Raw genomic sequence first — 18,629 nt, forward strand, 5'->3', positions numbered from 1 at the left:
GCGCAAGAATGCTGGACGTTCGTAAAATTATAAACCCCCGAGAACGTGGATAGGTTTGATGACGTACGAAAACCTCGATGCGAAACTCGTCAACTCCCTTCTCAGCAACGGGCGGGCGAGCCTCAGAAGCCTCGGCGACGACCTCGACGTATCGGTGACGACGGTGTCGAACCACCTCCGCGACCTCGAAGACGAGGGCGTGATCCGAGGGTACACACCCATCGTCGACTACGGCAAGCTCGGCTACGACGTGACTGCGGTACTCCAACTCAAGGTCGAGGGGAGCGCGCTCCCCGAGGTGACCAAGAAGCTCAAACAGGAGAAGCAGATGGTGAGCGTCTACGAGGTCACGGGCGATTACGACGTGATCGCCATCGGGAAGTTCACGGACACGGACGGCATGAACGACCAGATCAAGTCGATCCTCACGGACGCCGACATCCGCGAGTCGAACACCAGCGTCGTCCTCAACGCGGTCACCGAAAACGAGCAGTTCGACCTCGACCTCAACGTGGAGTAGTCGCGGCCAACTGATTCGCGGCCGACTGGTTCGCGACCTACTGTTCTGCGGCCGCCGCTTCCAGCGTTTCGACCGCCGGCAGCGGCTCGCCCGTCAGCGCCCGGATGTACGCCCCGCCCGCGATGGAGACGTGCGAGAAGTCGTCCTCGTCGAGCCCGTACATCTCGATTGCCCGCGAGGTGTCGCCGCCGCCGACCACCGAGAAGCAGTCGGTCTCGGCGATCGCCTCAAGCACGCCTACCGTGCCGTCCGCGAATCGCTCGTCCTCGAAGACGCCGAGCGCGCCCTTCACGAACACCGCGTCGGACTCGTGGATCGGCGGCTCGTAAGCCGTTACCGTCTCCGAGCCCACGTCGAGGTACCCCTCCGTCTTCTCGTCGATGTCGTCGACGGCGACCTCCGCGCGGTCGCCGTCGGAGCCCTCGTACGCGAGGTCGGTCGCGAGGTGGATCGCGTCGCCGCGCTCGTCGAGCACCGACTCGATCAGCTCGCGGTTCGCCTCCCACTGCTCGTCGAACAGGTCCATCTCTCCCACGTCGTGACCGACCGGGTGACCCGCCGCGCGCAAGAAGAGCTCGCCGGCGACGCCGCCGAGGAGGAAGCGGTCGACCCGGTCGTCCAGGGCGTCCATCACGCCGATCACGTCGGTCGCTTTGGTCCCGCCGACGACCATCGTCACCGGCCCGTCGAACTCGCGGGTCGCGATGGCGGTGTTGGCCTCGTACTCCGTCTCCATCACGCGACCCGCGTACGCGGGAAGCGCGAGCGGGAACCCGACGAGCGACGCGTGCTTCCGGTGAGCCGCCGAGTAGGCGTCGTTGACGTACGCGTCGAAGCGCGGCGCCAGCGTCTGCACGAACTCCGTCTCGGCCTTCTCCTCGGGCGACGCCTCGGGGAGCTCGTCGTCGCACATTCGGGTGTTCTCGAGGAGGAGCACCTCGCCCGCGCCGAGCGCGTCGATGGACTCCACCGCCTCGTCGCCGTAGGTGTCTGCAACGAACGCCACGTCGTGATCGATGTGGTCGGCGAGGATCGCCGCGTGGCCCGAAAGCGACGTGAAGTCGTCGCGGCCGGGGCGGCCTTGGTGGGCCATGAGTACGACGCGGTGGCCCGCGTCGGCGAGTTCGCGGACCGTCTCCGCGTGGCGCTCGAAGCGGCGGTTGTCCTGCGGTTCTCCGTCCTCGATCGGGGAGTTGAGGTCGAGCCGAACGAGGACGCGCGAGTCTGCCGGGATGTCGTCGATGGTGTGGAAAGCTGCCATGGGTCGTTGGTCGTCGATGAGATATTTAAGCGGTGGTTCTCCGGGGGAACGTTGCCGCCGGGAGGCGAGGTCGCGGAACGCGTCAGCCGCTTAGGCTTCGTCCTGGACGTAGGCGGCCATGTCGAGCATCCGGTTCGAGAAGCCGTACTCGTTGTCGTACCAGGTGAGGATCTTCAGGAGCTTTCCGCCGGCGATGACGTTCGTCGACTGCAGGTCGACGTAGCTGGAGAAGGGGAGCCCGGCGATGTCGCTGGAGACGACCTCGTCGTCGGTGTAGCCGAGCACGCCCGCAAGCGGGCCGGAGTCGGCGGCGTCGCGGAAGGCGGCGTTGACCTCCTCCTCGGTGACGGTTTCGTCGAGGCTGACGACGAACTCGGTGATCGAGCCGGTCGGGACCGGAACGCGGATCGCCATCCCGTCGATCTTGCCGTCGAGCTCCGGGAGGACCTTCTGTGCGGCGCCCGCGGCGCCCGTCGAGGTCGGCACGATGTTCTCGGCGGCCGCGCGCCCGCGACGGGTCTTCGCCTTCGGCCCGTCGATAAGCGCCTGCGAGCCGGTGTACGCGTGGACGGTGGTGAGGGTGCCGGCGTCGATGCCGAACTCCGCGTCGAGCACCTTCGCGACCGGCGTGATGGAGTTGGTCGTACAGGAGGCGTTCGAGATCACGTCGTCGCCGTCGTACTCGTCGTGGTTGACGCCGTAGACGAGCTGTTTGACCGGCTTCTCGCCCTTCGGGGGCGCCGAGATGATCACGGTGTCCGCGCCGCCGTCGAGGTGCGCGCTCGCGTCGTCGCGGGTGCGGAAGACGCCCGTACACTCCAGGGCCACGTCCACGTCGAGGTCGTCCCACGGGAGGTCGGCGGGGTCCTGCACGTTGTACAGCGGGACCGAGGTGCCGCCGATCGTCAGCGCGTCGCCGTCGCGTTCGACGCCCTCGAGCCGCCCCATGACGGTGTCGTACTTCGCGAGGTACGCCATGTCGTCGAAGTCCATCACGTCGTTGATGCCGACGAGTTCGATCCGCGGCGACTCCAGCACTGCGCGGAAGACGTTGCGTCCGATCCGTCCGAACCCGTTGAGGCCCACCCGGACGACCTCGTCGTCGCTCACGTCGTCGCCCGCGCCAAGATATGATTTACTCATATCCGAAAAAGGTGAGCCCAGATACTTAAATCCGACCGAGTCGCCGCGAGACGGTCACTATCGTTCGTATTCGTTACGTCCGGTCTGCGCTCGGTTGGCCGGTTTCGCGGTTTGAACTCCCCCGCAGTTCTCGGTGTCGAGAGCGGCGACCGATCGGCAGAGGGAGAACAGCGAACGGACGGCGGGGAGGCAGCGAACGGTCGACTCACAAAGACGCCGCGTACCGGCCGCGAGGGGCCTGTACAGTGGCAAAAGACGATCGTGGACAGAAGGCTTATCGGGGTCACCACCCTCACGTGAGGTATGGATAGAGACGACCGTGACGATCCGTTCGGGGACTTCTTCGAGGAGATCGAACGGATGATGAACGAGATGGCCAACGGGGACCCCGGAAGCGAGGACGCCGGCTTCGGATCGGCGACGCACGTGGACGCGTACACGACCAACGACGGCGTGCGGCTCGTCGCCGACCTCCCGGCCGTCTCGAAAGAGGAGCTCTCCCTGCAGTGCGACGGAGAAGCGCTCACCATCTCCGCGGCGTCCGATCGGCGGGAGTACGACGAGACCGTCGAGCTCCCCGTCCCGGTCGACGAGCACTCGGCGGACGCGACGTTCAACAACGGCATCCTCGAGGTCACGTTCGACCGCGACGACGACTCCGCCTCGATCGATCTCGAATAGTCGCTGACTCGTTTTTTATTTCTCCGCGGCGGTCCGCTCGATCAGCCCCGCGAGCCGGTCGTAGAAGTCGGGCTCGTATTTCGTGGCCGCATCGACCGTCGGCCGCGCGTTCGTCTCGTTGACGACCAGCCGCTCGTCCGCTTGGAGCAGGTCGACGCCGAGGTATTCGATTCCGAGCCTCTCGGCCGTCTGCTCGGCGAGCTCGCGGGCGCGGTCCGGCAGGTCGATGCCTGTCGCCTCGGCGCCGCGGTGGACGTTGTGCTTCCATCGCCCCTCCTCGACCGCATCCGGGGAAAGCTTTCGTTCGACCGCGCCGACGTACACGCCGTCGACGACCATCGCCCGGTAGTCGCGCGCGTTCGGGAGGAACTCTTGTATCAGATACGACTTGTCGCCGGTCGCGCGGTAGTCGTGGACGAGGTTCAGGTAGTCGACGACGCCTAAAAGGGAGTCGAGGTCGGTCGCGGTCGCGACGCCGACCCCCCGGGTCGCGGAGTTCGGCTTGACGACGACCGGGTAGGAGAACGGCTCGACGGCCTCGGTGACGACCGCCTCGTTGACGGGGTTCGATATCAGGGTCGTCCGCGGCGTCGAGAGTCCGGCGTCGTCGAGCGCGGCGAGCACGCCCGCCTTGTTCCGGGAAGTGAGCACGGCCTCGCGGTCGTTCACCCACGGGACCGACAGCCGCGCGTCGACCACGGCACCCTCCATGAGCCGCGAGGGGTAGACGAAGCCGGCGTCGAAACCGTCGAACTCGTCGGTAGTCCCGGCCGCACCCTTCCCGCCTCCGCCGCCAGAGACGCGAAGCGCCCGCTCTTTCGCCCGCATGTGGTCGACCGCGATTCCGCGGTCGGCGAGCGGCCCGCGCACGCGTTCGAACGTCTCGGCGTCCGTCGTCATCGCGAGCCGAAGCATACGTTCGATCGGGGCCGTTCGGACTTAAAAATCGCGAGGGGCGCGTCGCGTCCCGCTCACTGGAGGTGACCTTCCTCGCGGAGCTGTTCGGCCTCGCTCTTCTCGTAGCGCCACGCGATATCGCCCTTCTCGTCTTGCCAGTCCCACGGCTCGACGAGGACGATGTCGTCCTCGCGGATCCAGACGCGCTTCTGCATCCGGCCGGGGATGCGCGCGGTCCGCTCTTTCCCGTCCGCACAGCGCACTCTGACTCGGTTCGCACCGAGCATCTCGACGACCTCCGCGAACACCTCGTCGTCGTCGGGCATTCGGAGGTCGTTTCGACCGCCGCCGTCTCCGTTGGTCATGCGTACGCGGTGATACGCGCTCCCGAAAATAAAAGGGCCGCTCTCCGCGCGGAAACCCCCCTTTTAAACCGCGACGGCGTCGATCGAGTGCCATGCGCGACACACTCGGGTCCGAAGGCATCGCCGGCGTCGCGGTCGTCCTCGTCGCGGTCGGGATTCTGACAGTCCACGACCCGATCGTCGGCGCGGGCGTGATGATCCTGTTGGCCGGCCTCGCGCTGATCGCGAAGGGCATCGCCGACTCGACGATGCGGGCGTTCGGGCTTAAGTAGCGCGTAGACGGGAGTTCTCAGTGAACGCGGAGCGGCGCCGCGCACCCGAAAGAGTAATGTTCTATCACCGATGCGGCTCGGTATGGTCGACGCACCCGCGGTCGCTGCTGAACTGATCGAACTCCTCGCCGTCGTCGTCGGCGCCGGCGCCGCCTCGACGATCGGGGTCGTACTCGAACGCGTCGGACTCGACGCGGTCACCGGCGGCGACCTCATGCTCGGCGCGTGGGCGGTCGTGATGGGTCTGCTGGCGCTGTACGTCGGCGTCGTCGCGCTCGGCTACGAACAGGCGCTTCCCCGCCTGCAGCGGCTCACCGCCGGCGAGTAGGGCTGCGACGCCGAACCGCGGTCGAACGCTTATAACTCTCCGTCCGCCGCCATCTCTCTCACCACAGCCGCCCGCTCGCGGATCTCGGTCCACTCGTCTTCGTCTTTGTTGTCGACGTGCGAGTACATCAGTCCCATCCGGCCGGTGCCGCGGAGGGTCTCCTCATTCTCCTTCAGGAAATCCCAGTAGAGGGCGTTGAGCGGGCACGCGCCCTCGCCCGTGGTCCGCGAGACGGTGTACGGGCAGGAGGCACAGTGGTCGCTCATCCGGTTCACGTAGTTCCCCGAGGAGGCGTACGGCTTCGAGGAGAGCACGTCGGTCCCGAACGACCCCATCGCGACGACGTTCGGCGTCGTCACCCAGTGGTAGGCGTCGACGAAGCCGAGGTGAAACCACTCGTTCAGCTCAGCCGGATCGACCCCGTAGATCAGCGCGACGTTCGAGAGCACCATCAGCCGCTCGATGTGGTGGGCGTAGCCGTACTCTCGCACGTGGCCGACCGCCTCGGAGAGACACTGCATGTCCGTGTCGCCGTCCCAGTAGGCCGGCGGGAGATCCCGCGACTGCGCCAGCTGGTTGGCCGTCGCCAGCTCCGGCATCGTCTCGCGGTAGACGTGTCGCATGAACTCCCGCCAGCCGATCACCTGGCGGACGAATCCCTCGACCGCGTTGAGCGGGACGGGAGCGAGCCCACGGTCGTCTGTCGAACCGCCACCGTCGCCGAACTCGTCGAGCGACGTTGCGCCCGCGTCCGGGGTTCCGTGTTCGTCGGGATCGTACGCGCCCGGTTCGACGCCGCGTTCGGCGTACGCCGCCTCGACCGCCCGGACTGGCTCGTGCGGGTCGAGCAGCCCGAGGTTGATCGCGGGCGAGAGCAGCGAGTGCGAGAGGAACGGCTCCCCGGTCACCATCGCGTCCTCGTACCGTCCGAACGAGGGGAGCCGATCGCGGACGAACGCGTCGAGCGCCCTCTGCGCCTCCTCGCGGGTGACCGGCCACGCGAAGCCGTCGAGCGAGTCGGCCCCCCACGTGTCGAACCGCTCGCGGACCCACGCGTGGGTCTCGCGGGTGAGCTCGTCCGGTTCGAACCGCGGCCCCTCGGGCGGCTCCCAGCCGTCGGGCGGCGTCTCCTGGTTCAGGTCGTCGTAGTTCCACTCGCCGCCGACCGGCTCGTCGCCGTCCATCAGCACGCCCGTCTCGCGGCGAACGTGACGGTACCAGTTCTCCTGTCGGTAACGCCTGTCGGCGCTCCCGTCGTCGCCGACGATCGGTTCCGCCTCCTCTTCGTCCGACTGGCCCGTCCGCTCGCCCGCCCACTCGCGCCAGTCTGCGGGCGTCGTCCAGAACAGCTCGTTGTCCAACAGCTCCAGCGAACCGCCCCGCTCGGCGACGAGCTCCCGCAGCCGGTCGCCCGCGCCGTGGCTCGCGGGACGCATGAGCCGGAGGTCGGCGTCTCCCGGCTCGCCGGCGACCTCCTCGTCGAAGAACGCGTCGAGCCCCTCGCCGAACGACTCGGCCTGCAGGTACGTCACGTCGTGACCGCGCTCGCGGAGGTCGTCGCGGGCGTGGCGCATCGCCGAGAACACGAGCGTCAGCTTGTGGGCGTGGTACGGCTTCCGGTCGGCGAAGCCGTGCGCCTCGATCAGCAGCACCTCGTCGGCATCGGCGAGCGCGTCGAGGTCGGGGTTGAGCTGGTCTCCCAGCAGCCAGAGGACGGCATCTTCGCTCATGTAACACGACACGCGCTCGGTCGACGTAGGTCTACGGGAACGGGCGGGACGGTCGCCGCTTTCAACACCCGCCCTTTTTACTCGGCCTCGGCGAGAGTTTGGGTATGGACGAGATCCTTACGAACTGGCTTCTCGGTCTGATCGCCGCCCTCCTCGCCGTGCTCGTGCTCGACTCGACCGGGCAGTCGTTCCTCGAACCGCTCGCCCCCGTCGCGAACGTGCTCGCGCTCGTGACGTTCCTCGCGTTCGTGCTCCTGACGGGCGCGTTCCTCGTGTACACGGCGTCGTTCCGGAACAGCTAGGGCTCTCACGACGGTCCCGCCCGAACCCGCTCCGGCGCGGGTAGCTTTTTAGTTCCGGTCCGTCTGCTCGTCGTATGGAGTATACAACGCTCGGGAGCACCGGGACGACGGTCTCGAAGATCTGTCTCGGCTGCATGAGCTTCGGCGACTCGGACTGGCGCGAGTGGGTCCTCGACGAGGAAGAGGGGAAGAAAATCGTCGAGCGCGCGCTGGAACTCGGCGTGAACTTCTTCGATACCGCCAACATGTACTCGACCGGCGAGTCGGAGCGGATCCTCGGCGAGGCGCTGGAAGGCCACCGCGAGGAGAGCGTCGTCGCCACGAAGGCCTACTTCCAGATGGACGAGTCGAACCCGCACTCGGGCGGACTCTCGCGGAAGGCGATCGAACAGGAACTGGAGAACAGCCTCGATCGGCTCGGCATGGAGACGATCGATCTCTACCAGATCCACCGGTGGGACGACGACACACCGATCGGAGAGACGCTCGCCGCGCTCGACGACGCGGTCCGGCGCGGGAAGGTGCGTCACATCGGCGCCTCGTCGATGTGGGCCCACCAGTTCGCCGAGGCGTTGCACACGAGCGACCGGGAGGGGTACGAGCGGTTCGCCACCATGCAGAACCACTACAACCTCGCGTACCGCGAGGAGGAACGCGAGATGCTCCCCCTCTGTGAGGAGGAGGGGATCGGCGTGATGCCGTGGAGTCCCCTTGCGCGCGGGTACCTCACGCGCCCGGACGAGGACGTGGACGCCACGCTCCGCGGAGAGACCGAAGAACATCTCTACGAGCACCCCTACCGCGAGGGCGGCGGGCCGGCGGTCAACGAGCGCATCGCCGAACTGGCCGACGAGAAGGGCGTGAAGATGGCGCAGATCGCGTTGGCGTGGCTGTTCCACAAAGAGCCGGTCGACACCCCGATCGTCGGGACGACTAGCGTCGAACACCTCGAAGACGCCGTCGAGGCGCTCGACATCGATCTGTCCGCGTCCGATATGGAGTGGCTCGAAGCGCCGTACGAGCCGGTCCGCGTCTCAGGCCACGAGTGAGGCGTCGCGACCGAGGTCGGCGCTTCGTCGACCGCTTATAAACGCACCGTCACGGGCGGCACGACAACCCTTTTCGGCCGGGACGCCGAACCGAGGTGCATGGCAGACGACGATCCCACAGACGCCGATGCCGGCGAGGAACAGGCCGAGAACGCCCCCGGGGCCGAGGGCGGCGACGCCGAAGGCGACGACGGCGAGGAGAAGTCCTTCCGCGAGCGCGTCGAGGAGATCCGCGAGCGACGCGAGGAAGAGCGTGAGGAAGGCGACCGACCCGATCCGGAGGAGATGATGGGCGGCGGCGGCGGCCCGCCGGGGATGGGCGGCGGTGGCGGCGGCAACCCCTTCGCGCAGATGATGTCCGGGATGATGGGCGGCGGCGGCGGTCCCGGCGGCGCGGGCGGCCCGCCGGGGATGGGCGGCGGTCCCGGCGGCCCGGGCGGTCGCGGCGAGGAGCGCGGCGACCAGGCCGGCAACGAGGAGCTCGTCCGTGAGGTCCGACAGCTCCGCGACGAGGTCCGCGACGCCACCCGGCAGCTCCAGCGCATCGCGCAGGCGCTCGAAGACGACTGAGTTACCGGCAGTTTTCTGCAGTTGCGGTTCTGCACCGTTTTCCGACGTGTGCAAGCGTTGTACTCAGTAGCTGATCGATGGCGGGAGTGAGTGTTGCAGATCGGTGGCGTCGATGCAGCAGTTAAATAACTGTGAGTGGCTGCGACGATCGCTTATATATTGCAGTGCGGTGGCGCGTGCCTGCGAGCGGGCCATCGGGCCGCGAGTCAGCACGCGCGAGGGATGCGGCGAGCGCTCGGAGAGCGCGAACCGCGAGGCTGGGGAGGCGTGAGGTGCGGTTGCGGTCGGGGCGGGACTCAAAGGGGCAGCCGTCGAGGGCGAAGACGGGCGACGCAAGGACCACAGGGAAGGAGCAAAGCGACTGACCGAGGACCGCAGCGAGCCCATCGAGTCCTCGCGGCTGGGGCTTTGGAGGTGTCTGTCGTCGATCCACGGTCAACGGATTATAAGCGAGCACCTAGGGATTTGGAAGTGTTTACCACAGAGTCGTCGATCGGTTATAAATAGCCGACAGCAACACCACTCGATCGCTTATAAACGCCTACTCACGCAATCCGAGACACCCACTCCCGTAATCGATCAAGAAGCACGCGTCAACGATCAAAACGCGGTCCACTCGGACGGCTTCCCGACCCGACCGCGGACGCGGAACTCCCGGTCGTCGCCCTCGACGCGGGTCTCGACGATCACGTCGAACGGCTCGTGGAGGGTGTGAACTACCTGTTCGTCGTGGGCGGTCGAGTTGACCACACCGACGAACGGCCACCCCTCCCCGGAGGTCTGGGAGGTCATCACACGGGTGAACCGGTAGATCCGATCCGAGTCCCAGTACATCAACAGCTGGGACAGCGAGTAGACGCCGACGGCGCGGTCGCGGCCGGCCGAGGACTCGACGACGTCGGTGAACTTGATCCCGATGTCGGTGAGGTTACCGGCGCTGGCGACGTACTTCGTCGTCGGCGTATCGTCGCGCTTGTCGCCCTGCTCGTGGGTGACGCAGTCGATGACGATCACATCGTCGCCGTCGCGGTCGGTGATCGCCTCGTAGTCGCCGCGGACCTTCTCCGCGGTGCGGCCGGTGGAGATAACGATCGGGGCGGTCGACCACTCGGCGAGCAGCCGGTTGAACAGGTCGTACTTCCCGCTCATGGGCGGCCCGGTGACGAGCACGCTGTCGGCGTCGCGGACAGCGTCGGGAAGTACGCTCATGTGTCTGTTTTGAGGGGGTATCGGGTAAAACCCTTCCGAGGGATCACTTTCGGAGCATCGACGGGAAGTCGAGCGACGACGGGGGGCCCTCGCGGGGGCGCCTCGTCAGTGTCAGTTCCGTTATCGCTCCGGGGAGAGCGGCCGAGATGGGCGATCCGCGAGGGGAGCCAGCTCCGTCGACGAGCCGGTCCCAGACTTCCTCGGCGTCGTCGGCCTCGGGAGCAGCCTCTAGGGCCTTGGTCCGGCCCTCGTCGTACGCGAGCTCGATCAGGCTCTGGTCGTACGCGCTCTCGAAGACATCCAGAACGCGGTCGAGTTCGGCCGGCCGCGCGCTGCCGACACCGGCGGCGACGCCGAGCGCAAACGCGCGCTCGACCGCCTCCTGGCGAGAGAGGTCGTCCCACTCCGTGCCGAAGGTCCGGTCGTACATCAGTGGCTCACCGTCGCGGCCGAGCCGACTCGGAGTCCGCCATCGGTGAACTCGATGCCCTGGATGTCGGTGTCGACGTCGGTCCCGCGCATCTTCAGCACCTGAATCCCGCGGCGCATCCCGTCGTCTTCGAGATAGTTGTGCATGAAGACGACACCGTGCGCGAGGTAGTGCTCCTCGGAGTAGGCGCTCGGGTCTGTCATCTCGGAGATGAGCAGCGTCGTCGCATCGGTACGCTTCAGCGAGGAGAGCAGCTGGATCATCGTGTCCTCGTCGTCGTCGAGGAGGAACCGCAACAACATCGTGGAGTCGAAGACGACGCGATCGATGTCCCGAGAGTTAATAAAGCCCGTGAGCCGGTTCGTGACTCCGGAGTGGTCTCGCCGCTCGCCGGGAAGGCCGAAGAAGCGACGACCGTCCGAGGAGAAGGAGTCGAGGAACGTGATCCGGTCCGTGTCGAGCGCCCGGTCGAACCCGAAGTCGTATCCGCTCATGTCGCGGCGGATCCCCTCTTTCGTCTCGTGCATGCTGACGTACAGCACGTCCTCGCCGTTGCGGGCGCCCTGCGCGGCGAACTGTGAGCAGAACGTCGTTTTCCCGCTGCCGGGAGGGCCGCTGACAACGTACAGACGATTCTCCGGGAAGCCACCGTCGACGAGAGCATCAAACCCGGGAACGCCGCTAGAGGCGCGCATACGTACTAACTCATCGGTTGTCGGATAAGGGTTACCACCCGGTTCTCACGGATGAGAACGACTCGCGAACGACTCGCGAACGACCCGCGAACGACACTCCGACCGTGGGACAGGGTATTGTCGGCCGACCCGCTATTCGTCGGCTTGTCCCGTCTCCGCGGCGAGATCGGGAGCCTCGAGGTCCTCGATCTCGTCGATGTCCGGGGAGACCCAGACTACGAAGCGGTCGTCGGATTTAACGATCCCGTTGACTCCCTCGTCGTCGACGGTCGTCGCTTGATCCACGTCTTCCGGAGCCACGTCACGGACTTGGAACACCTCGTCGACCATCCAGCCGACGGTACCGCCCTCGTCGATCTCCTCGTCGTCGAACACGACGATCCGCTCGCGGGGCCCCTTCTCGTCGATCGAAAAGAGCGTCTTCGGGTCGACAATCGTGGTTGTGCGTCCCCGCAGGTCCATTACGCCCTCAACGTGGTCGGGTGAGTTGGGGATCCGCGTGAGCTCGCCGGCGTCAACGATTTCGTCGATGATCCCGATGTCCAGACAGTACGTCCCGTCGCCCAGGCCAAACTCCAGCACTTTCGTGGGTTCGGCGTCCGTCTCGATGGCTGCCATGAACGAAATTGCGGGGAAGGGGCCAATAACCGTGTCCCCTGAATTATCAGGTGTGATTACCGGGTCCGTGGATTTATGCTGATTCTGCGCCCGTTTCTCTATATGAGTAGGACGACGGATCGGCGAGGCGGTCGCGACGATTCCTTGCGGGTAGTTATCGTCGACGACTCGCCATTCATGCGAGGGTTGATCTCCGACCTCTTGACCGACGCGGGGGTCGCGGTCGTCGGCGAAGCGGGCGACGGCGCCGAAGCGCTGTCGGTGGTCGCCGAGACACGGCCAGATGTCGTGACGATGGACGTCGAGATGCCGGGGATGGGCGGGCTCGAGGCCGTCGAACGGCTGATGGCCGAGACGCCGACGCCGGTGTTGATGCTTTCGGCGCACACCGCTGAGGGCGCCGAAGTGACCTTCGAGGCGCTCGAACGGGGCGCGGTCGACTTCTTCTCGAAGCCCGGCGGCGAGGTCTCGACCGGCGTCTCTCGCGAGTCAGAGCGTCTCGTCAAGGCCGTCCGGTCGGTCGCGGACGCCGACCTCGCCGCGGCGACTCGCGACCGGCGCGAGCGAGAGAACGCCGGCAGCGGGTCGAAGACGACGACGGCCGGTGTGTCGACGCCGACCGCGTCGGCCGCGACCGTCGACGGCCCGCTGACGGTCGTGATCGGCGCGTCGACCGGCGGGCCAAACGCGGTCGAGCGCGTCATGTCGGCGCTGCCGATGGCCGACTGCCGGGTCGTCATCGTCCAGCACATGCCGGAGGCGTTCACCTCGCGGTTCGCGGACCGGCTCAACGAGGCCTCCGCGTACGACGTGCGCGAGGCGAGTGACGGCGCCCGGATCGGCTCCGGCGAGGCGCTCGTCGCCAACGGCGGGAGCCACACCCGGATCGATAGCTATCGATCGGGACGGCTCCGCGTCAAGCTCGAAGAGGACGACTCACAGTCAGTCACACCAGCTGTCGACGTGACGATGCGCTCGGCGGCGGAAGTCGTCGACGGCCCGCTGGTGGGCGTCGTGTTGACCGGAATGGGTGCCGACGCCTCCGAGGGAATCCGAGCGATGGCGGACGCCGGAGCGCGGACTATCGCCCAGAGCGAGGACACCTGCGTCATTTACGGAATGCCGAAGCGCGCGGTGGAGACGGGCAGTATCGACGAGGTACACGACCTCGATGACGTTGCCGGCGCGATCGTGGGGGGTGTCGCCTGATGGACTCTCACCGCGCCGCGTTCGTCGCCGAGGCCGAAGACGGGATCACCGACCTGAACAACGCCCTCCTCGCGCTGGAGGCCGACCCCGGAGACGCCGAGGCGATGGACGACGTGTTCCGCGTCGCCCACACGCTGAAGGGCAACGCCGCGGCGATGGGGTACGAGGATGTCTCTAGCTTCGGACACGCGCTCGAAGACCTACTCGACGCGGTCCGACAGGGCGACCGCGAGGTGACGCCCGAACTGATGGACCTGCTCTTCGAGGGGGTCGACACCGTCGAGGCGATGGTGTCGGAGATCGCCGAGACGGGTGACGTGTCGACTGACCCCTCCGATCTGGAGGGCCGCCTCCGCGAGATGGAAGAGCAGGGGACTGTCGGGGGCGACGACGGTGTCGACACTGCAGACAGCGACTCCGAAACTGATACGATCGATAGTGACGACGCCGGCGATGCTGACGCGGACGAGGGGTCTGCCGACGAGAACACCGAGGACGACGCGGACGATACGAACGACGTTTCCGTCCCCGAACTCCCCGACGCGGCGACCGCCCTCGACGACCCGGTCGTGTACGGGGACGTGACCATCGGCGAGACCGCCATGGCGGGTGTCGATGCCGCACTCGTGTTGCAGGCGCTCGACGGCCAGTTCAGCGAGTACGTCACGGTCCCCGCACCCAACGCGCTGGAGGACGGGGAGTACGACGAGGGGTTCGACGTATTCGTGGCCGACGCCGACCCCGGCGTGGTCGCCGAGGGGCTCGCCGCGCTCACGCAGATCGAGTCGATCGCGACGGCCCTCGTCGGAGAGGCGGACAGCAACGCGGGCGAGGCCGAACCGACTCCCGACGCTGTCGGCGACGCAGACGCCGTCAGCGAAACCGACGACGCAAGGAACAGAAACGACGAAGCCGCCGGCGACGAGAGCACTGAGGGCGAGGGCGCTGAGAACGGTTCCTCGCCCGGGTCGAACTCCTCAGCCAACTCCACGTCGAGCTCCAAGTCTGCCGACGAGATCAAGTCGATCCGGGTCGACGTCGGCCAAGTCGACGAGCTGTACGGGCTCGTCGAGCAGCTGGTGACGAGCCGGATCAAGCTCCGTCGAGAGCTGGAGGAGCGGAACGGGCAGTCTGACGCGTTAGACGAGCTCGACAAGCTCGCCTCCAGTCTGCAGGACACGGCGATGGACATGCGGCTCATCCCGTTCTCACAGGTCTCTGACTCGTTCCCACGGCTCGTCCGCGACATCTCGCGGGATCTCGACAAACGGATCGACTTCGAGATCGAGGGCGCCGACGTGGAACTCGATCGAACCATCCTCACGGAGATGCGCGATCCGCTCGTCCACGTCCTGCGGAACGCGGTCGATCACGGGATCGAGTCTCCCGAGGAGCGTGAGGCCGCCGGGAAGGACTCCACCGGCCACGTCAGGCTCACGGCCGAGCGCGAGCGCGACCACGTCATCATCGAGGTGGCCGACGACGGCGGCGGGCTCGACCCCGATCAGCTCCGCGAGAAGGCGGTCGACGAGGACGTCAAGAGCCGGGAAGCGGTCGAGGCGATGGAAGACAGCGAGGTGTTCGACCTCGTTTTCCACCCCGGCTTCTCCACCGCGGAAGAGGTAACCGACGTCTCCGGGCGCGGCGTCGGGATGGACGTGGTCCGGACGACCGCCCGCGACCTCGACGGCTCGGTCTCTGTCGAGAGCGAACCGGGCGAGGGGACGACGGTTCGGTTCCGTCTCCCCGTCACCGTCGCCATCGTGAAGGTGATGTTCGTCGACGTGGGCGGCACTGAGTACGGGATCCCGATCAAGTCGATCGCCGAGGTCTCCCGCGCGAACGACGTGGAGGAGGTCCACGGCGACGAGATTGTCCGCCACGAAGACGATCTCTACCCCGTAATCCGACTGAAAGAGCGGCTCGCGGACAGCGGTGCCGCAGCGGTCGGGTCGGGGGGTGGCGGTGTTCCCGACGCACCCAGCGATCCTGCTGTGGCGGTCGGCGGTGGGGCCGACACCGAGTCCGCGAAGGCCGACGCCGCCTCCGCGACGACCGACGGCGGCGTGACCGACGACGGGATGCTCGTGCGGATCCGCGAGGAAACCCGACAGGTCGCGCTCCACTGTGACGCCGTGCTCGATCAAGAGGAGGTAGTCGTGAAACCGCTCGACGGACCGCTGTCGGGGACCCCGGGCCTCAGCGGTACGGCGGTCCTCGGCGATGGCGACGTCGTGGCCGTCCTCGACGTGGTGAGCCTATGAGCGGCGAGAGCGAGACACCATTCGAGGGCGTCCTCAGGCAGATCGACGACACGGTCCCGTTCGAGCCCGGCTACTACAACGAGTCGTACCTCGATCGGCGGATCACCGCCCGGATGCGCCGGCGTGACACCGAGTCGCACGCCGAGTACGAGCGGCTGCTCCGGGAGGACGACGACGAGCGTGAGGCGCTGATGGACGCACTCACGATCAACGTGACAGAGTTCTTCCGCAACCCGGAGATGTGGGACGTGCTGCGCGACGTGCTCCGCGAAAAGACCGCTGAGAAGCGCCGGGTCCGCGTCTGGTCGGCCCCCTCGGCCGACGGGCGGGAGCCGTATTCCGTCGCAATGCTGGCCTGCGACGACCCCGAGATCGACGAGTCACGGGTCGAGGTGCTCGGCTCGGACATCAGCGAGGAGGCGCTCGAAAACGCCAGAGACGGCGTCTATCACACCACCCGCACGACGGATATCGAGGCGGAACTCGAACCGCTCTCCACCCCCGACCGCTATGTTGAACACGACGGGGACACGTTTCGGGTCCGTCCGGAGGTCCAGCGTCTCGTGACCTTCGAGACACACGACCTGATCAGCGATGGCGCGCGCGATCCCTTCGACGTGGTGTTGTGCCGCAATCTGCTGATCTACATCGATATCGACCACAAGGGGGCGCTGTTCGACACGCTCGAGGCGTCGCTCGCCGACGACGGCGTGCTCGTGCTCGGCATGACCGAGAGCATTCCCCCGGACCGCTCGGACAGGTACGACTCGATCGACAAGCGCCGGCGGGTGTTCCGGAGGGCCTGATGTCGCTGTACCAGCACGCGCGGGACGGGAACGCCGAGCGGCTCAGAGACGCCATGGGCAGCGACAGCGCCGCGGTCCGAAAGCGCGCTGCCGAGTTTCTCGGTGAAGTCGCCGACACCGACGACCAGCCGTCCATCGACGTGCTCTTGCGCGCCGCGACCAGCGACGAGGACGCGCAGGTCCGCGGATCCGCGGTCGACGCGCTCGACGAGATCGGCGAAGCGGCGCTCGAACAGCTCCTCTCGGAGCTCACGGGTACCAATAAATCCGAGGCGGAGTGGGTTACCGCCCGCAAGTTCGCTCGCGCGCTACAGGCCGACCGCCCGGAGCTGCGGATGGCCGCCGCGAACGCGCTCGGCCGGCTTGACGACGCGAGCGGGCTCCAGCACCTCGTCGAGGCGCTTGACGACGAGGATCCCCGCGTCAGGCTCCGAGCGTGTCAGGCTTGCGGGACCTTCGCTGACCCGCGCGCGGTCCCCGGGCTGACGACCCGGCTCGACGACGAGCCGCGTGTCCGGCGGGCCGCCGCGAACGCGCTCGGGAATATCGGTACCGACCGGGCGCTCTCGCCCCTCCTAGAGCTGCTCGACGATAGCGATGAGTCGCTCCGCCGGATCGCCGCCGGCGCGCTCGGAAAGGCGAGCAACCCGGAGCCGGTCGAGCCGCTGGCGCGCGCGCTCGGCGACGAGAGCGCGGTGGTGCGGAACGCCGCGGTGTACTCGATCATCGAGCTGCTCTCGAACGTGCCGACCAAGCAGAGCCACGCGGTCCGCGACCGCGTCGTCTCCGAGCTGAAGCAGGCCGACGACGAGACGGTCGTCGAGCCGCTCGTCGAGATTCTCACGGAGGGCCAGCAGAGCCGCCAGCGACGGAACGCGTCGTGGATTCTCGGTCGCGTCGCCGAGCCGAAGTCGGCGATCGCGGTCGAGGCGCTCGCGGACGCGCTCGCGGACGATGACGCACAGACCGCGCAGTTCGCGGCCACCAGCCTCAAGAGCCTCGGCGGGCCGGTCGTCGAAGACCGGCTCTTGGACCGGCTCGGTACCGAACACCCCGAAGACGCCCGGGCGAAGGCGGTGTTCGTACTCGGACAGGTCGGCGGGCAGGAGACGCTTAACCGGCTTGAAGGGTTCACCGACGACGAGAGCCCGGCGGTCCGGAAGCGGGTGTTCTCGGCGGTCTCAAAGCTCCGGGCAGGAGGACCGTAAATGTCGGGCGGCAGCGGGGAGTACAAGGTTGCCGACACGCAGGCGCGGTTCGCGGTCGCCGTCCGCGACGGGCGGAAGGTGAGCGACGTCTCGTGGACGGCTGGTCGCGTGCTCCTCTCGAATCGCCGACTAATCCTCGCCGGAAACGACGGGAAGCGCACGGTCCCGCTCTCAGATCTCAAGGGACTCGGCGGTCGCCACGACGCCAACCAGTCCGTCGCGCGGGTCTCCAACTACGTCAGCTTCGACCTCGGGGATCAGGTGTTGCTCGTCGCCGCCGCGGAGCACGAGTCGTTCGAGCGCGACGTGTACCGGGCGCTGCTCGACCAGCGGACGGTGACCGCGAAACACCCCGCGATCGAGGGTGGCGTCGTTCAGGAGACGGACTGGGAGCAGGCACGGGTGAAGATCGATGACAACGGGCTCAACGCAGCCCTCGAAAGCGGCGCGTTCGTGAAGTTCGATCTCGACGACATCAGCGGACTCGACGCCGCGAAACGCACCGTCAACGGCGAGAAGAAGCCCGTGATCGAGGTGTCACACACCGACGACGAGGGGACGAGCATCGAGACCCATATCGCCGGCGATCCCAATCGGATGCGGTTCGTCGAGGCGTGGCTCCGGAAAGGCGAGGAGCGCAGCTCGACGAACGTCGACCTTTCCAGCCGCGACCGGGAGGTGTTGATGGCGCTGTACTCCGGCGTCTCGCCGTTCGAGATCCCGTCGTTCCTCGGGATGGACGTCGACGCCGTCGAGGAGACGTTCGAGCGGCTCGTCGAGCTCGAAGTGGTCGAGGAGGTTCGGGTGCGCCGCGAGGTGGCGCTGAACTCTCGCGGTCGCAACATCGCCAGCGAGGCGATGAACGAACAGTAGCTGGCGGCCGACCGCTCGCTAGCGGAACGTGGAGAACAGCCGGCGCGATCGGAGTTCCACGGCGGTGCGCCGGACTCCCGCCTCGGCCGCCGCGGACGGTGACTCAGGTCACGGGTGCGGTGGCCGCGGTATCGGTAATAAACGGTGGGCCGTAGGGGGAGGTTCGCGTCGCTGGCGCCGAATTACTCTTAAGTTGCAG

21 protein-coding genes are annotated in these 18,629 nt (G+C 67.1%); 12 read left to right on the forward strand and 9 right to left on the reverse strand.

Annotated features, from left to right (window positions below):
• The first annotated feature begins 58 nt into the window (after positions 1 to 58).
• Complete coding sequence (gene lrp / locus ACNS88_RS11260; protein WP_435097375.1) at positions 59 to 520, forward strand: HTH-type transcriptional regulator Lrp; 462 nt, start codon at positions 59 to 61, stop codon at positions 518 to 520.
• A gap of 37 nt (positions 521 to 557) precedes the next feature.
• Here lrp and ACNS88_RS11265 read toward each other — a convergent pair whose 3' ends face one another.
• Positions 558 to 1,781 (reverse strand): phosphoglycerate kinase, encoded by a 1,224-nt coding sequence (locus ACNS88_RS11265; protein WP_435097379.1) that lies wholly within the window; start codon positions 1,779 to 1,781, stop codon positions 558 to 560.
• Between the two features lie 90 nt (positions 1,782 to 1,871).
• On the reverse strand, positions 1,872 to 2,924 hold the full coding sequence (gap, locus tag ACNS88_RS11270; RefSeq protein ID WP_435097382.1) for a type I glyceraldehyde-3-phosphate dehydrogenase: 1,053 nt from the start codon (positions 2,922 to 2,924) through the stop codon (positions 1,872 to 1,874).
• A gap of 303 nt (positions 2,925 to 3,227) precedes the next feature.
• On the opposite strand from gap, the gene ACNS88_RS11275 reads away from it, so the two are divergent.
• On the forward strand, positions 3,228 to 3,605 hold the full coding sequence (locus tag ACNS88_RS11275) for an Hsp20/alpha crystallin family protein (RefSeq protein ID WP_435097385.1): 378 nt from the start codon (positions 3,228 to 3,230) through the stop codon (positions 3,603 to 3,605).
• 15 nt (positions 3,606 to 3,620) lie between these two features.
• Here the strand turns inward: ACNS88_RS11275 and ACNS88_RS11280 are convergent, their stop codons facing one another.
• Together ACNS88_RS11280 and eif1A are read right to left on the reverse strand one after the other, a co-directional pair.
• Positions 3,621 to 4,520, reverse strand: a complete 900-nt coding sequence (locus ACNS88_RS11280) for an ATP-grasp domain-containing protein (protein WP_435097388.1) — start codon at positions 4,518 to 4,520, stop codon at positions 3,621 to 3,623.
• Positions 4,521 to 4,576: 56 nt separating this feature from the next.
• Positions 4,577 to 4,867: a translation initiation factor eIF-1A gene (gene eif1A / locus ACNS88_RS11285; RefSeq protein WP_435097391.1), complete on the reverse strand. Its 291-nt coding sequence runs from the start codon at positions 4,865 to 4,867 to the stop codon at positions 4,577 to 4,579.
• 92 nt (positions 4,868 to 4,959) lie between these two features.
• On the opposite strand from eif1A, the gene ACNS88_RS11290 reads away from it, so the two are divergent.
• Positions 4,960 to 5,139, forward strand: coding sequence for a DUF7470 family protein (locus ACNS88_RS11290; RefSeq protein ID WP_435097394.1), 180 nt, complete (start codon positions 4,960 to 4,962; stop codon positions 5,137 to 5,139).
• A gap of 82 nt (positions 5,140 to 5,221) precedes the next feature.
• Positions 5,222 to 5,467, forward strand: coding sequence for a DUF8151 family protein (locus tag ACNS88_RS11295; RefSeq protein ID WP_435097397.1), 246 nt, complete (start codon positions 5,222 to 5,224; stop codon positions 5,465 to 5,467).
• A gap of 29 nt (positions 5,468 to 5,496) precedes the next feature.
• On the opposite strand, the gene ACNS88_RS11300 is transcribed toward ACNS88_RS11295, so the two are convergent.
• Positions 5,497 to 7,197 carry a cryptochrome/photolyase family protein gene (locus ACNS88_RS11300; protein WP_435097400.1) on the reverse strand — a complete coding sequence of 567 codons (1,701 nt, stop codon included), beginning with the start codon at positions 7,195 to 7,197 and terminating at the stop codon, positions 5,497 to 5,499.
• 104 nt (positions 7,198 to 7,301) lie between these two features.
• Here ACNS88_RS11300 and ACNS88_RS11305 point away from each other — a divergent pair, with 104 nt between their 5' ends.
• From ACNS88_RS11305 to ACNS88_RS11315, 3 genes are all read left to right on the forward strand, one after another.
• Positions 7,302 to 7,499, forward strand: a complete 198-nt coding sequence (locus tag ACNS88_RS11305) for a hypothetical protein (RefSeq protein ID WP_435097403.1) — start codon at positions 7,302 to 7,304, stop codon at positions 7,497 to 7,499.
• A gap of 74 nt (positions 7,500 to 7,573) precedes the next feature.
• Positions 7,574 to 8,548 carry an aldo/keto reductase gene (locus tag ACNS88_RS11310; protein WP_435097406.1) on the forward strand — a complete coding sequence of 325 codons (975 nt, stop codon included), beginning with the start codon at positions 7,574 to 7,576 and terminating at the stop codon, positions 8,546 to 8,548.
• A 99-nt stretch (positions 8,549 to 8,647) separates the two neighbouring features.
• The gene (locus ACNS88_RS11315; protein ID WP_435097409.1) at positions 8,648 to 9,118 is read left to right on the forward strand and encodes a hypothetical protein; all 471 of its coding nucleotides are present in this window, start codon (positions 8,648 to 8,650) and stop codon (positions 9,116 to 9,118) included.
• A 600-nt stretch (positions 9,119 to 9,718) separates the two neighbouring features.
• On the opposite strand, the gene ACNS88_RS11320 is transcribed toward ACNS88_RS11315, so the two are convergent.
• The 4 genes from ACNS88_RS11320 to ACNS88_RS11335 all read right to left on the reverse strand — a co-directional run bounded on the left by ACNS88_RS11320 (position 9,719) and on the right by ACNS88_RS11335 (position 12,070).
• Complete coding sequence (locus ACNS88_RS11320; protein WP_435097412.1) at positions 9,719 to 10,327, reverse strand: DUF7504 family protein; 609 nt, start codon at positions 10,325 to 10,327, stop codon at positions 9,719 to 9,721.
• Positions 10,328 to 10,370: 43 nt separating this feature from the next.
• Positions 10,371 to 10,757 (reverse strand): DUF8057 family protein, encoded by a 387-nt coding sequence (locus ACNS88_RS11325; RefSeq protein WP_435097415.1) that lies wholly within the window; start codon positions 10,755 to 10,757, stop codon positions 10,371 to 10,373.
• Positions 10,757 to 11,452 (reverse strand): RAD55 family ATPase, encoded by a 696-nt coding sequence (locus ACNS88_RS11330; RefSeq protein ID WP_435097418.1) that lies wholly within the window; start codon positions 11,450 to 11,452, stop codon positions 10,757 to 10,759. Before ACNS88_RS11330 ends, ACNS88_RS11325 begins: the two co-directional genes overlap by 1 nt.
• A 132-nt stretch (positions 11,453 to 11,584) precedes the next feature.
• Positions 11,585 to 12,070 (reverse strand): chemotaxis protein CheW, encoded by a 486-nt coding sequence (locus tag ACNS88_RS11335; RefSeq protein ID WP_435097421.1) that lies wholly within the window; start codon positions 12,068 to 12,070, stop codon positions 11,585 to 11,587.
• 102 nt (positions 12,071 to 12,172) lie between these two features.
• Here ACNS88_RS11335 and cheB point away from each other — a divergent pair, with 102 nt between their 5' ends.
• From cheB to ACNS88_RS11360, 5 genes are read left to right on the forward strand one after another with little or no spacing between them, the layout of a single operon-like run.
• Positions 12,173 to 13,279, forward strand: a complete 1,107-nt coding sequence (cheB, locus tag ACNS88_RS11340; protein WP_435097424.1) for a chemotaxis-specific protein-glutamate methyltransferase CheB — start codon at positions 12,173 to 12,175, stop codon at positions 13,277 to 13,279.
• The gene (locus ACNS88_RS11345) at positions 13,279 to 15,543 is read left to right on the forward strand and encodes an ATP-binding protein (protein ID WP_435097428.1); all 2,265 of its coding nucleotides are present in this window, start codon (positions 13,279 to 13,281) and stop codon (positions 15,541 to 15,543) included. The genes cheB and ACNS88_RS11345 overlap by 1 nt, the downstream gene beginning before the upstream one ends.
• Entirely contained in the window at positions 15,540 to 16,349 is an 810-nt protein-coding gene (locus tag ACNS88_RS11350) for a CheR family methyltransferase (protein ID WP_435097431.1), read from the forward strand. The genes ACNS88_RS11345 and ACNS88_RS11350 overlap by 4 nt, the downstream gene beginning before the upstream one ends.
• Positions 16,349 to 17,557 (forward strand): HEAT repeat domain-containing protein, encoded by a 1,209-nt coding sequence (locus ACNS88_RS11355; RefSeq protein WP_435097434.1) that lies wholly within the window; start codon positions 16,349 to 16,351, stop codon positions 17,555 to 17,557. Before ACNS88_RS11350 ends, ACNS88_RS11355 begins: the two co-directional genes overlap by 1 nt.
• The gene (locus ACNS88_RS11360) at positions 17,558 to 18,430 is read left to right on the forward strand and encodes a CheF family chemotaxis protein (RefSeq protein ID WP_435097437.1); all 873 of its coding nucleotides are present in this window, start codon (positions 17,558 to 17,560) and stop codon (positions 18,428 to 18,430) included. It abuts the gene before it with no gap.
• Positions 18,431 to 18,629 lie beyond the last annotated feature (199 nt).

Origin of the sequence: Halorubrum shenae, from assembly GCF_051194165.1 — an archaeon.
GTDB lineage: Archaea > Halobacteriota > Halobacteria > Halobacteriales > Haloferacaceae > Halorubrum.